This is a genomic window from Vibrio sp. 10N.286.45.E10 (genome assembly GCF_002874195.2).
GTDB classification, from domain to species: Bacteria; Pseudomonadota; Gammaproteobacteria; order Enterobacterales; family Vibrionaceae; genus Vibrio; species Vibrio crassostreae.
Window position 1 is genome coordinate 543,075 of the sequence record NZ_MCWD02000002.1, and the last position, 13,712, is coordinate 556,786.

12 protein-coding genes are annotated in these 13,712 nt (G+C 45.5%); 8 read left to right on the forward strand and 4 right to left on the reverse strand.

The window, feature by feature from the left end:
• The first annotated feature begins 18 nt into the window (after positions 1–18).
• The 5 genes from BCU34_RS15560 to dsbD all read left to right on the forward strand — a co-directional run bounded on the left by BCU34_RS15560 (position 19) and on the right by dsbD (position 5,031).
• Positions 19–483, forward strand: a complete 465-nt coding sequence (locus BCU34_RS15560; RefSeq protein ID WP_102433278.1) for a TlpA family protein disulfide reductase — start codon at positions 19–21, stop codon at positions 481–483.
• Positions 483–992 carry a DUF4266 domain-containing protein gene (locus BCU34_RS15565; RefSeq protein ID WP_102478716.1) on the forward strand — a complete coding sequence of 170 codons (510 nt, stop codon included), beginning with the start codon at positions 483–485 and terminating at the stop codon, positions 990–992. Before BCU34_RS15560 ends, BCU34_RS15565 begins: the two co-directional genes overlap by 1 nt.
• A 70-nt stretch (positions 993–1,062) precedes the next feature.
• Positions 1,063–2,289, forward strand: a complete 1,227-nt coding sequence (locus BCU34_RS15570) for a DUF3570 domain-containing protein (protein WP_102530222.1) — start codon at positions 1,063–1,065, stop codon at positions 2,287–2,289.
• Complete coding sequence (locus tag BCU34_RS15575; RefSeq protein ID WP_102478271.1) at positions 2,279–3,238, forward strand: FAD:protein FMN transferase; 960 nt, start codon at positions 2,279–2,281, stop codon at positions 3,236–3,238. The genes BCU34_RS15570 and BCU34_RS15575 overlap by 11 nt, the downstream gene beginning before the upstream one ends.
• A complete protein-coding gene (gene dsbD / locus BCU34_RS15580; protein ID WP_102478270.1) occupies positions 3,235–5,031 on the forward strand; it encodes a protein-disulfide reductase DsbD in 1,797 nt (598 codons plus the stop codon). The genes BCU34_RS15575 and dsbD overlap by 4 nt, the downstream gene beginning before the upstream one ends.
• A 72-nt stretch (positions 5,032–5,103) precedes the next feature.
• On the opposite strand, the gene BCU34_RS15585 is transcribed toward dsbD, so the two are convergent.
• Together BCU34_RS15585 and BCU34_RS15590 are read right to left on the reverse strand one after the other, a co-directional pair.
• Positions 5,104–6,237, reverse strand: a complete 1,134-nt coding sequence (locus tag BCU34_RS15585) for a phosphotransferase (RefSeq protein WP_102478269.1) — start codon at positions 6,235–6,237, stop codon at positions 5,104–5,106.
• A gap of 11 nt (positions 6,238–6,248) precedes the next feature.
• Positions 6,249–6,533, reverse strand: coding sequence for a GNAT family N-acetyltransferase (locus BCU34_RS15590; protein ID WP_102397885.1), 285 nt, complete (start codon positions 6,531–6,533; stop codon positions 6,249–6,251).
• Between the two features lie 274 nt (positions 6,534–6,807).
• Here BCU34_RS15590 and BCU34_RS15595 point away from each other — a divergent pair, with 274 nt between their 5' ends.
• Positions 6,808–7,554 (forward strand): flagellar brake protein, encoded by a 747-nt coding sequence (locus BCU34_RS15595; RefSeq protein WP_048663874.1) that lies wholly within the window; start codon positions 6,808–6,810, stop codon positions 7,552–7,554.
• A gap of 162 nt (positions 7,555–7,716) precedes the next feature.
• On the opposite strand, the gene BCU34_RS15600 is transcribed toward BCU34_RS15595, so the two are convergent.
• A complete protein-coding gene (locus BCU34_RS15600; RefSeq protein WP_102433284.1) occupies positions 7,717–10,077 on the reverse strand; it encodes a Lon protease family protein in 2,361 nt (786 codons plus the stop codon).
• Between the two features lie 240 nt (positions 10,078–10,317).
• Between BCU34_RS15600 and BCU34_RS15605 the strand changes: the two genes are divergently transcribed.
• Together BCU34_RS15605 and BCU34_RS15610 are read left to right on the forward strand one after the other, a co-directional pair.
• On the forward strand, positions 10,318–10,812 hold the full coding sequence (locus tag BCU34_RS15605) for a hypothetical protein (protein ID WP_048663875.1): 495 nt from the start codon (positions 10,318–10,320) through the stop codon (positions 10,810–10,812).
• A 12-nt stretch (positions 10,813–10,824) separates the two neighbouring features.
• Positions 10,825–12,453 carry an ABC transporter ATP-binding protein gene (locus BCU34_RS15610; protein ID WP_102478268.1) on the forward strand — a complete coding sequence of 543 codons (1,629 nt, stop codon included), beginning with the start codon at positions 10,825–10,827 and terminating at the stop codon, positions 12,451–12,453.
• A gap of 196 nt (positions 12,454–12,649) precedes the next feature.
• On the opposite strand, the gene BCU34_RS15615 is transcribed toward BCU34_RS15610, so the two are convergent.
• Entirely contained in the window at positions 12,650–13,663 is a 1,014-nt protein-coding gene (locus BCU34_RS15615) for a LacI family DNA-binding transcriptional regulator (protein ID WP_048660661.1), read from the reverse strand.
• Positions 13,664–13,712: the final 49 nt, after the last annotated feature.

A 13,712-nucleotide genomic window follows, 5' to 3' on the forward strand; every position in this document is an offset into this window, starting at 1 on the left:
AACAATATGGAGAAACACATGTTTACACGAGCCCTAGCGTTATTGGCGCTGTGCCTTTCTTTACCTGCATTGGCTTATCAAGAAGGCGATTCTTTATCGCAAGACGTTATCAAGAAACTGCAACTCAACAACGAGGAGCTCACCATTGTCGACTTCTTTGCTGAATGGTGCGTTTCTTGCCGAGAAGAGCTTCCAGAAGTAAACCAACTCTACAAAGAACTTAAAGGCACTGGCGTGACGTTCAAAGGCGTTGATGTCGATGAAGATGTTGAAGTTGGCCTTGAGTTTCAAAAGCGGCTCGGATTGGAATTCCCAGTAGTGAACGATCCAGAGCAAGCATTGATCGCTGAGTTTAAACCTATCGGTATGCCTGCACTTTATTACATCTACCAAGGCAAGGTTATCAAGATTCGCTTTGGTGCCATTAACCACATTGGCGACGTCATTACTGACGACCTCACCAAGATGGGAGTGCAACTGTAATGCTAATCAAAGCCTCCCTTATTGGGCTACTTGCTATTCCAATGACCGCTAACGCAGCTCTCGAACTCGACCTTAGTGGTTTGGGAAAAAAGCCCGTTGAGCAGCAAGCCAGTAATAACAGCACTAACAGCACTAACAGCGATGGTCCCATCGTAGAAGAAGAGATCATCTCCAGCACGGTTTACTCCAGTAGCGGCACGCACTCAAACCAAACCACCAAGAGCGCAACAAGACGCAACATCGACATGGTCACACCAAAGGCAAAGCAGCTGGTTATCAAAGAGAAAGCGCCAGAAGAGACTAACAAGCCTTCAGCGTTAGCGTTTGTCGATGAATTTCTTGGCATTGAGCCGGTAAAGCCTTGGGAGAAAGGAACGCTAGCTCAAAAAGAGATGAAACCGGGCGGTCCAGTACCGGAATTCGATGTGTTCTCCGAAAAAGTCTTCGCCTACAAACAAGGCTCTGTGGGTGGCAGCGGTGTTGGCGGTGGCGGATGTGGCTGTAACTAACCATTAAATCGACAAAAAACACTCAATCAATAAAAAATATTCAGTACTTCAAAAACAAAATAAGAACAAAATGAAAAAACTACCAATTACGCTGCTCAGTGCAGCGGCAGTGGCTAATGTGGCATTAGCTGAAGATCATGTCTCTGTTCATTACCTTAGCTATGAGGAATACGATGACAGAGTATCAGCCAATGACACCATGGTTTCGATTGAAAAAAGTATCGGCTTAGATTGGACCCTAAACGCAGAAATAAGCTACGACAGTGTTTCAGGTGCTTCTCCAGCTTGGGGCCCTACGACACCTCCAGGTTCGGATGCCGACAAGATAAATCGCGCCGTGAAAACTCAGCAAGCCCAGAATAAAACTAATGAGGTCATCCGTGCGGGTTACGATCCTCACCGTGACAGTTATGAGGTCCAGAAGGTCGGCCTAGAAGACACAAGAAAAGCACTCAGCTTGAGTGCCACCTACCGTGACAGGCTGCGTAATGAATGGACCTTTGGCGGTAACGTATCTCAAGAAGAAGACTACGAAAGCATTGGTATCAATGGTAAAGGCTTGATTTATGCTGATAGCGCTAAAAACCGTTCGTACAGCTTAGGGGGCTCTGCTCTTTTCGACCAAACTCAGGCATTTGGCAAATACGTTTTAGGCTCTTCTAACAGCCAGAGCTGGGAAGACATTTTCACAGGCAGCTTAGAAGCGGGGTTATCTCAAACCTTTACACCAAATCTGTACAGCATTTTTACCGCTTATGCAGGCTACCGTAGCGGTTACTTGAGCAACCACTATTTAACGGTTCTTCGCGAAGTCGATATTAACGACGATGGCAAAATCGATGATGACGAAGTGTTCTTGGGGCAAGACTCTAGACCCGATACCCGAGTCTCTGGCGGTATTAATCTTCAGGCCTTTTACTCTTTGTCAGACAGTATAAAAATCCGACCTCGATACAAATGGTTCATAGATGACTGGGGCGTGATGTCTCATCAGTTGGGCGGAAAATTATCTTGGCGTGTCAGTGAGTGGCTAACCCTTGCACCCGGTTATTTCTGGTATACGCAAGATGCGGCAGATTTCTATCGCGATCCTAGTAGCGCAGATCCTTCTTTTGCTTCGACAGGTTACGCGACTTCTGACCTTCGCCTAGGTAACTTCACTGCGAATGCTTATGAGCTTGGCGCGAGCGTTAAGGTCCATAAAACCGTGCGTTTAAATGCGCTTGCGGCTTACTACGAACAGAGCAACGGGTTTGAAGCACAGTGGTGGGCGATTGGAGCAACTTATGAATTCTAAGCAGCCCTTTGTCCATCGCTTTCATGCCATGACAGTACCTTGCGAAGTACAGATCTTATCGCTTGATTTGACTCACTTTCCAAAGGCGTGCGCAAAAGACATCGCTGATGAGATAGAGCAGAACACACATCGATTAGAGGGCAAATATAACTTCTACAGCGATGATTCATGGCTAACGCGACATATTAATCAGCGCACAACCAGTGAAGTCGAACTCGATTCGGAGTCTGCGGAAGTTTTTGAGCATCTCGATCGATTAAGCCAACTGACATTTGACACATTTGATACCACCGTTGGCAGCATCAAGCATCTTTTAAAACAGAAGCCGAAGATGTCACACAGCCATGCGTTTCAAGCTCTCTCTTCCGCACTGGGCAAGCAGGCTTGGGAGCTAAAAGAGACAATGTTTCTAGAAGGGACAATCGTTCGACAAAGAAAAGTCGATCAACAAAAGACAAGGCTGCACGTTCCAGATTCACGCACCCGCTTCGATTTTGGCGGCGTCATCAAAGAGTACTCGGTCGCTCAAGCAGTAAAGATAGGTAAGCGACTTGGTGCAACTTCAATGTTGGTGAATTTTGGCGGCGATATCTATGCATTGGGTACAAAGCCAGATGGTTCGCCATTTAACATTGCGGTTCTGGATCCAAGAGACAACAAGACACCTTTTTTTGCCGTTCCGATTACGGACGCGGCGCTGACTACATCAGCCCACAGTGAACGTCAGATGCAGTTCGGCGATAAAACCACATCTCATATTTTTTCGAAACAAGACGTAGAAAAGAAGATTTTGTCGGTTACTGCAATAGCTTCCTCCACTTTGGAAGCAGGTGTACTTAGCACTTCCTTGACGCTCAACCCAAACATTTCAGTGCCGGAAGAGAGCGCCGTTATTTACATCGACGATCAATTACACATTCACCAAAACACGGAGTTTTTGCATTCATGAAAAGCTATCTACTCACGTTAATTCTATTGTTTAGCGGCTTTTTGCATGCTCAAGACAGCGAGTTTCTTCCGGTTGAAGAAGCCTTCCCCGTTACATGGGAAGCCACGGACCAAGGTGCGGTTATCCGCTTTGATACACACCCGGGGTACTATCTTTACCAATCTCGCTTCTCGTTTAAAGAAGAGTCCTCATTATCGACACTAGCTCCTCAATACTCTCTGCCAGGTGAAGAAAAACAAGACCCTAACTTCGGTAATGTAGTGGTATTTCACGAACCGCTTACCGTTACCGTGCCTTACACAGGAAGTGGCAAGCTCACTGTCCGCTATCAGGGCTGTGCAGACAAAGGGCTTTGCTATCTACCACAAAAACTAGTGCTGGATTTACCTACGCTCAAGGCGTTGACAGAAATCACTAGTGAGAAGCCATCAAGCTCTCTGGTTCAAACACTAGGTGAGATCAGTGATGATACCAATGGCTTGTCGTCGTTCCTCTCTCAAGCAGGTAAGTTACAGGCTCTGCTTGTGTTCTTCTTGCTCGGTTTGGGCTTGTCCCTCACGCCATGTGTACTGCCGATGATTCCAATTTTAGCCAGTATCATCGGTGGCGAAAAAGCAATGACAGGTAAGAAAGGTGCGGCACTTTCTAGCTCTTATGTTCTGGGTATGGCAACCAGTTACGCGATGACTGGAATCCTAGTCACCACATTGGCAAAAGGGGTCAACCTGCAAGCCGCGATGCAACAACCTTGGTTGTTAAGTAGCTTTGCAGCGATTTTTGTTCTGCTTGCATTGGCAATGTTCGGCTTCTATGAACTTCAATTACCAGCCGCACTGCAGCAAAAACTCAACAACGGTTCAGACAAGTTGGGCGGTGGCAAGATCGCCAGCGTGTTCGCAATGGGCGCAATATCTGCCTTGGTTGTGTCACCTTGCGTCAGTGCCCCATTAGCAGGGGCACTGCTGTACGTTTCAACGACTCAAGATTGGATGTTTGGCGGAGCGACTTTGTTCGTTATGGCACTAGGTATGGGCGTTCCACTTATAGCGATTGGAGCGAGTGGTGGACGTCTGTTGCTAAGAAGTGGCGCGTGGATGGTATCCGTAAAACAAGTGTTTGGCGTGCTGCTATTGGCGGTCGCTATCGTGTTGTTAAGCCGCTTTATTGATCCTTCGATCATCATGATCTTATGGGCACTACTTACTATTGGAACAGGTGTCCATTTCGGCGCTTTAGAAGCGGCACAACCGGGCTGGGCGCGCACTCGCAAATTCTCCGCTCTGCTGCCACTGAGCTATGGCTTGATTCTGTTTGTGGGTTATTTCCTAGGAAATTCCGATCCTCTCAACCCGCTTGCAAACCGAGAATCAGCCCAACCTATTGCGGCTACTCCCTTTGAGAAAACAGACTCGATTGATCAGCTAAAGAAACAGATACAAACCGCTGCCAACGCTAAACAGAAAGTACTGGTCGACCTTTATGCGGATTGGTGTGTCTCTTGCAAAGTGATTGAAACAAATGTGTTCAATGACCAACAAGTGAGCCAAAAACTGAAAGAGTGGCAGACCATAAAGCTTGATGTGACTGAAAGCTCACCAGAACAAATGGCATGGCTTAACGACAAAAATGTGTTCGGCCCACCCGCTATTTTCTTTTACTCCCCCGATAGTGGTGAAATAGAGCCTGCGCGTGTGATGGGAGATATTGATAAAGAAGGTTTCAATAACAAGCTCAAACTTGCTAATCAGCTTGTAGCAGCCCGCACAGCAGAGCCAGACAACCTGACAAACTAGACAATCACTCAATGACCTAAACGCCCAATCAATGATTGGGCGTTTTTATTTGGTTTACTTATTGCACCCCAGTTACTTGGCTTTTTCTAACGGTTGGATGACCATTTGAGTCAGCTGTTCAGTGTAAGAATTGATCTTCCAATGCTCAGGGCTCCAACCTTTCACGAAACGTTGGAAATCAGCCCATGCCACGTAAAACATTGGTCGCCATGCGGCTTCAACATCATCGAAAGAAAGGTGTGGCTGATAGTGCGCGAGTGCATCTTTCAAGTGTTGGAAGTAAATATCTAATACCTTTTGCTCGTACTCTTGGCAATCTTGCGGCCTAATTGCGCTGCTCATAAATAGAGCCACATCTTTCATCGCACAGCCGTGACCCACATATTGGAAATCGACGGCAGCGGCGTTTTCGCTCTCTAGATCAAAACAGAAGTTGGCTAGCTTAGCGTCACCATGGACCAAGGTTTGATATGGACACTCTTTTAATAAACGGTCGATGTACTTAGCTTGCTTCTTCAGTGGGACATCAGCCAAAGCATTCAGCTCATCGGGGCGAGTGTCTAGGTGCCAATATGTACCGACTTGCCACAATGACGACGACTGTTGTTGATTGATATTGATGTGTTTTGCGTGAAAATTAGCGAGCCATTTAAGGCAAGCATCGCGTTGTTTTTGCTCTTCTCGTGTGTAACTAGATGCCTGATAGTCAGAAACAGCAGGCACATCAAACTGAGAGGTTAACGGAAAACCTATATCTGCTAGGTCTTGCATCACGATAAGCCACTCATCCTCTTGTAGCTCACAATGCAGCCCAACTGGAACAGGACAACGCTCGTCCCATTGTTGAGTGAAGGACTGATACCATGCAGTTTCCACTTTGTAAGAGTGAACTTTGCGTTGATGAGAGAGTTTAGTATTCCAGCCTTTAGGGTGTTCCGCTTTATCTGGCAGCGCGACATGTTTAACGATAACGCTGTTCATCGAAGCGCTATTATCTTTAGCAAAGACCAAGCGAACTAACTCGCCATACCCGCCCCACAGGCGTTGAATCACTTGGACATCAAATCCTTGGTTACAACCCAACGAGATCGCTATTTTTTGATAAAGCTCATTTTGATAAAACTCTTGTTGATAACGCTCTGGCTGATTTTGACTTGAACTCGCTTCAGGTTGAGCTCGATTATTTGACGATATTGATTGAGACATATTACTCGTTGTTATGCTTTTTCGGATAGAAGATGTGACCACTGTGGCTGCCTATTCATGTAGTGAACCACATAGCTACAAACCGGCACAATTTTGAAGCCAGCTTGTTCAATTTCAGGCAATACCGACTCCATCATCACCTTACCAAAGCCCTTGCCTTGCAGTTCATCAGGAATGCGTGTCGACGTGATATGTAGTACATCTCCGTCCTTTTGATACTTAACGACCGCGAACTGGTTGGGTTCTAACTCTACCGTGATCTGGTTCACTTCTTGATCCCATTTTACTGCCTGCATTCTCAACTCCTGCAAATAATTGATACGACAAACAATAAAAGTTTGAAGTATGAGTTCCTTGTAATAGACTAACGCAAGTGCATATAAATAAAACTAAGTACTTACAAACACAGCAAATAATTCAGTGCAATCGGCTTAATATAAAATCAGCAATGATAAAAGGCACTCTATAAATCTATGTGAGTACGTCCACTAAATCTAGCACGTAATAACCCCTTGTTAGCAAGTTACCAATATAACTAACAGACGCATGTTGGCGCATGGAGAACATATAATGAACGCACCCCTGAAGAAGCCTTTGGAGCATAATCAGGCACTTCAAGACCCTCGTAATCGCACCGTTTCCACCATCAATAGCACTGATGCGCTGGCCATGATTGAGCACGGCAGTGAGCTGACATTAAATGTCTCGACTCCCGTTGGCACGAAGTTTCTCGCCACCACCAAGTTTATCGGTACGCACAGTGATAACTGTATTGTGGTTGAGGTTCCCGAGGTATCCAATGAAGATCTGAACTTTTTCTTTCAAGAAGGCTTTTGGATGACCGCTCGTGCGTATTCTCTGCGAGGTGAAGGGGCGCTTATCCACTTTAGAAGCCAAATTCACCATAGGATTGGCGAACCCTTTCCGATTTTAGTGCTCTCTACACCAAGTACCATGCAAGTGACTCAACTGCGTAAAGAGACCCGATATGAAGTGAATCTAGCTTCAAGAATCATCTTCAACGACCAACGAGCAAACTGTGAGATAAGAGACTTATCGAAAAGTGGTTGTCGTTTTGTGACCTCACCGACTTCTCGCGCGATTCAGATTGCCGATCGAGTGTCGATTGAGATTACGCCTGAAAACTACAATGGCCCGCTGATTCCGCCATTGAGGGGCATCATTTGTAATCTGCAAAAATCGACGCACTACGCTCGATACGGTGTCGAATTTGATGATATTGGCCGAGCCAACGCTAAGCACTTGTTGGCAAAATTAAAGTTCGATGGCACCAAGCTCTGCTTACGAAACGGTTAACGCCTTTTAAGACGCGACTTTCTCCGAATACCGTAAGCTGACCAAAAACAAATGGCTCCTAGCGAGCCAAACCTCAACCAATAAAAAAGCCATCGACTCTAAACGATGGCTTTTGCGTTTTGGCTGCTATTTATTTGTTTAGCTATTAAACTTTGTATTTAGCTATTTACGCAGTGCGTTCAGTTTCGCTTGAGCGATACCAAAAATAGTATCAATTGGGTAGCTACCCTCATCACTTGCCTCACCTGCGGCTTTGCCTGTGAACAGCTCAATCGCTTCTGTTACATGGTCAATCGCCCAGATATTAAACTCGCCCTTTTCAACCGCTTTTACGATGTCGCTACGCAGCATCAGGTTGTGAACATTTGAACGCGGGATGATCACTCCTTGTTCGTTTGAACGCCCTTTGATTTCACACACATCAAAGAAACCTTCAATTTTCTCGTTTACACCACCTATGGGTTGAGACTCACCAAACTGGTTCATCGAACCCGTAATCGCAATATCTTGACGGTTTGGTTGCTTAGAAAATGCAGATACCACCGCACAGAACTCGGCCATACTCGCACTGTCACCATCGACGCCACCATACGACTGCTCGAAGGTAATGTTAGTAGTGAGTGGTACTTTGGCCGTTTTACCAAACACAGAAGAAAGGTAAGCCGACAAGATCATCACACCCTTCGAGTGAATACTGCCACCTAGGTCTACGTTTCTTTCAATATCAATCACTTCACCATCACCGTAAGCGGTGGTTGCCGTGATTCGGTTCGGCGCACCAAACATATGATCCGTCGTGCTAAGTACAGAAAGCGCATTCACTTGCCCAACCGCCTGACCATCGACATGAATCAGCGTTGTGCCATTAGTAAAGGTTTCCATCACACTGTCTTGCAGTCGTCCAACACGCATCTGTTGGTTAGATAACGCTTGGTCGACGTGCGTTGCACGAATCAGATTCGATTTTGAGCCTCTCGCAACGTAGTTTGACTCACGAAGCAGATTGGCAATGTGTGCCGAGTGCAGAGACAATTTACCTTGGTCACCCGCCTGACGAGAACTGTGCTCAATGATGCGAGCAATCGCTTTGCGGTCACAATGCAACATGTTGTTGTCATGTACGATGCTCGAAATAAAGCGCGCGTAATGCATTTCAGAATCGGGAGTGCGCTTCATCTCATCTTCAAAATCGGCTGTCACACGGAACAGTTCACCAAACTCCGCATCGTAATGTTGCAGCAGTTGGTAAGTTCGGTAATCACCAAACAGAATGATCTTAACGTCCAATGGAATCGGTTCAGGATCAAGCGATACCGCCCCCGTTAAGGTCACCTCTTTTTCTAATGAAGTGAAACTCAATTGACGTGAACGCAGCGCTCGCTTCAAGCCTTCCCAAACGTACGGCTGCTCAAGCACCTTGACCGCATCCATCAACAATACGCCGCCGTTTGCTCTGTGCAAGCTACCTGCGCGAATCAAGGAGAAATCGGTAAATACGGTACCTTTAAAAGTCGCTGTTTCCACATGGCCAAACAGAGAGTGGTAATTTGGGTTTTCCTCTACCACGATCGGCATCGCCTCCTCCTTCTGGCTAACAATCACATTAACCTTGTAGCGACGCGGCATTTTCTTATCCAAAGAAGCAGTCGCCACTTCGGCTTGCTCGGTGCTCTCTTCTAAGAAGATGTCAGCGTTATCGACAATGTCTTTACGCAGTGCCGTTAGGTACTTCTTGATCTCTGGATATTGACTGTAATCCTGCTTTAACTGCTTGATAAAGTGAGTAATCACATCTCGCGCCGTATCATCATTTAGCTTTTGAATTTTCTCTGTGTACGTCTCTTCAAGTTCCGTCAATTCACGAGAAATGGTTCGCAGCCCGACTTCCAATCCATCAATGGTTTTATCAAATTGATCTTGTTCTTCCGGCGAAAGCAGATCAAAGCTCTCTTCGGTATGAAGATCATCACCATTCATTGCCACAAATTGGTAATCACCCTGAGTGGTGATCGTCAGGTTAATGCCCTTGTCTTTGGCTTCTTGGCTAATGCTTTCTAACGCGGCTTGTTGCTTAGCTGCTAATTGGTTTTTAAGCCTGTCAGCGCGGCTAAAGTACATCTCGTTATCAAACGCTAGAGGCATACCTTTCAGCAATTTACGCATTAGCTTTTCAATATCTTGCTTTAAGCTGCTGCCAACGCCACGAGGCAATTTCAGTACCTTAGGTGTACGAATATCTTCAAAGTTCGCGATATAACACCAATCAAAAAGCTCCTGAACCTCTTGAGGGTGTCGGTTTAGATAGCGCAAGATCATGGTGCGTTTACCCAGACCATTTCGCCCTATCGCATAAATGTTGTAACCCTTTTCCTTGATTGACATCGCGAACTCAACGGCCTTTTGAGCACGTTCTTGCCCGACGATCTCGTCAATTGGAGCCAGTTCTTTGGTCGACTTACATGGTAACTTCTCGAGTTCTGCTACCTGATACAGCTGTTCTGTATTGAGTCTTTGCATCGCCATCGCCGCCTCCTTAGTCCTTCATTACTTAGGTGTAGATAAAATCAGTGTAGATGTAATTTCCTACAAATTTAGTGACTTACGCTACACAGCTGTTCAACTGAACAAATAACACACAATTTAAGCCATTTTTAGGAATAGCCCGTCATTTAATTCATCAACTTAACATGTGAATGATTTTAATTTGCAATTGATAATAAATATCATTAACATTTTCAGATATTATGAATTGAGGATGTGGATATGGAAATTGAACGATGCTGGATGCACTACCTAAAAGCTGAACAGTTAATGGAACAAGGTCACTGGCCTGAAGCACAGCGCCTGTATGGTGATGTTCTAACATCACTTCCTCATCACATACAAGATGCAGCATACCAAAGCGATATCAAGCCTTGCCAATTTGCCTGCCTGCTTGCCGGGTTGAGAGATGCGAGTGTTGCTCAATCTGAGATTCTCAACCGTTTAGGGCAGCACCAACAAGCCTTCGACACCTTGAATCAATCTTATGCACTGATGCAATTTATCTCGCTTGAAAGCACTGATCTGATTCAACGTACCTATGGGCTATTGGAAAAGCAGAGTGAAGACCTGCTCAATCATTTAATTGCTTTTTGCAGTGCACAGCGCAGTTCACATTGGATGCTCGAACTAGAACAAATTCAACGAGCTCATCACCATTTTGGGCAACTAAAAACAACGTCAGAAGTTCAATCTTCACCTAATGTCTTAAATTGATAAGGATATATCATGTCGGACCGGGCCATACTTAAAGTCAATAACCTCTCCGTTAGCTTCACAACCAACGATGGAATCGTTGACGCGGTAAAAAAGGTTAACTTTACCCTTAACTCAAGCGAAACCTTAGCCATTGTTGGTGAATCAGGTTCAGGTAAATCCGTCTCTTCCAACGCGCTGATGCGTTTACTTCCTGATAACGCGATTATTGATCAACAGTCAGACATCGAGTTTGAAGGTCAATCGATTCTTGGCAAGACTGAGCGAGAAATGCAGTCGATTCGTGGCGATAGAATCGGCATGATTTTTCAGGAGCCAATGACATCTTTGAATCCATACCTGCGTGTCGGCACTCAAGTGGCAGAAGCCATTATGTGTCACCGTAAGGTATCGAAATCAAAAGCAAAACAGCGCGTATTAGAGCTCTTCAATCTGGTGCATTTACCAATGCCAGAGCAGGCTTACACCAAGTACCCGCATGAATTTTCGGGTGGTCAGTTACAGCGCATCATGATCGCAATGGCACTGATCAATGAACCGGATATTCTGATTGCCGATGAACCCACCACCGCATTGGATGTGACCGTTCAAGCGGAAGTACTTTCTCTTATCAAAGAGATTCAAAGCAAGATGGGCATGGCGATTTTATTTATCACCCATGACCTTGGCGTAGTAAAACACTTTGCAGACCGTGTTCTGGTGATGTGTAAAGGTGAACTGGTTGAAGAAGGGGTGACTCAAGCCTTATTCGAAAACCCAAGACACGACTACACACGCATGCTGATTAACTCGATTCCGAAAGGCGCTAAGGTTCCTGTTGAGGCATCAGCCCCAGAGCTATTGTGTGCGGACGACATCCGAGTTCAATTCTTGGTTAAATCACATTTTATCAAGAGCAAAAATCAGTACTTCGAAGCCGTAAAAGGCATTTCGCTAAACCTTAAACAGGGCGAAACCTTGGGTATTGTTGGTGAATCCGGCTCAGGAAAATCAACACTGGGACGAGCGTTAATCGGCTTGCTGCCAAGTACCGGACGTATTGTTTATAAAGGCCAAGATGTCAGTTTATTAACCGACAAAGAACGCCATAAGCTTAAGAAAGATGTTCAGATGGTGTTCCAAGACCCTTATGGTTCTTTATCACCACGTATGACGGTTGGGGAAATCATCACCGAAGGCTTAACGGTACATCAACCTCATTTGTCAAAACAAGAACGTTTAGAAAGAGCGCGCAAAGCACTGATTGAGGTTCGCTTGGAGCCAAACTCAATTAACCGCTACCCGCACGAATTCTCAGGTGGACAAAGACAACGTATCGCGATTGCTCGCGCGTTGATTCTTGAACCTTCTTTCATTTTGCTGGATGAACCAACTTCGGCACTCGATCGCTCAGTACAACTGACCGTGATCGATCTACTGAAAGACATTCAAGCTAAGCACAATATCGGCTTCCTATTCATCAGCCACGATCTCTCGGTAGTGAAAGCTCTGTCGGATCGCGTGCTGGTGATGCAGAAGGGCGAAGTGATGGAAGAAGGGTCTGCAGAAGAGATTTTCAATGCGCCGAAAAACGACTACACCAAGAAACTGATCGCAGCGTCATTCGACTTAGAAAATAAATCGAAAAAAAATGCCGCGTAAAGGGAACTAATCAAGATTAACAGCGTCTTATATGTACATTCTGAATAATCTCCTAATGGATTGAAATCTAGAATGGATATAGCAAAACTGGTTTGGCCGCCAAAAGAAAAATGTCGCATGGATGCGGCATTTTTCGTTTCTGAAAGGAAATAATTTATCTTTAAATCTCACTCCCTACGATTCAATCACTTCACAATTAACGATACAAAGACTTGGTTGACTCTCTGACGATTAAGTCAATCGGTGGCAGTCGAGCTTCATGTCGCTCGCCAGATAACAAGTTCAAAATCGACTGAGCACACACCTCTCCAATCTCTTCAATCGGCTGTCTCAGCGTCGTCAGGGCTGGCGTGAAATACTTAGACGTCGGCAAGTCATCAAATCCAATCACCGACACGTCTTCTGGAACTTTATAACCGTGATCGTGTAGCGCCTTAATCGCCCCGTAAGCGGTTTGGTCATTGGCTGCGAACAGAGCCGAAAAATGAACCTTTGACTCTATTAATTCAACGGTTTTCTCATAACCAGATTCACTACTGAAGTCACCCTGTTTGACGAGTTTTGGCATCACTTTTATACCCGCCTCTTGCAGCGCTTTCTTGTAGCCTTCAAAGCGGTTCCCCGCATCAGGTTGACTTGAAAGCCCTTTAATATGAGCGATATTCACATGCCCTTGTTGCAGTAAGTGCAGGGTCGCCATGTAGCCGCCCAGCACATTATCAATGTTGAGCGTGCGGATGTTGTCATCAATAATGTCGTACCCCACCGCCACGACCGGGATGTCTTGTGCATATTTGGCGATATCTTCTTTACTCACGCTTCCGGTCACAATGATCATGCCATCAACATTACTTTTCGCCAGATACTCCAGTGCATGTAATTCCAGTTTTTTCTGCCAATGTCCTGTCGCAATCACCAAAGAGTAACCTTGAGCAATCAAAGTTTTCTCCATGTCGTTGAGAATACGACTGGTGTAAGGGCTGTCAGGGTGTTGCACCAATACACCGATTGTCAATGAACGGCGATTGATGTTCTCTTGCATTTGAAAATTGGGTTTGTAGCCCGTGTCTTTGATTGCTTGCTCGATGTTCTGGCTTTTATCATCCGACACATAAGTGGTTCGATTAAGAAAACGAGAAACCGTGCTTGGGGAAACACCAGCGAGTCTCGCTACATCGTATACGGTTGTTTTTTTAGTTTTAGTGCGCATCTCGATACCCTAATCCAGTGACATTTGGGGAGCCCGAAAGCTCCCCACC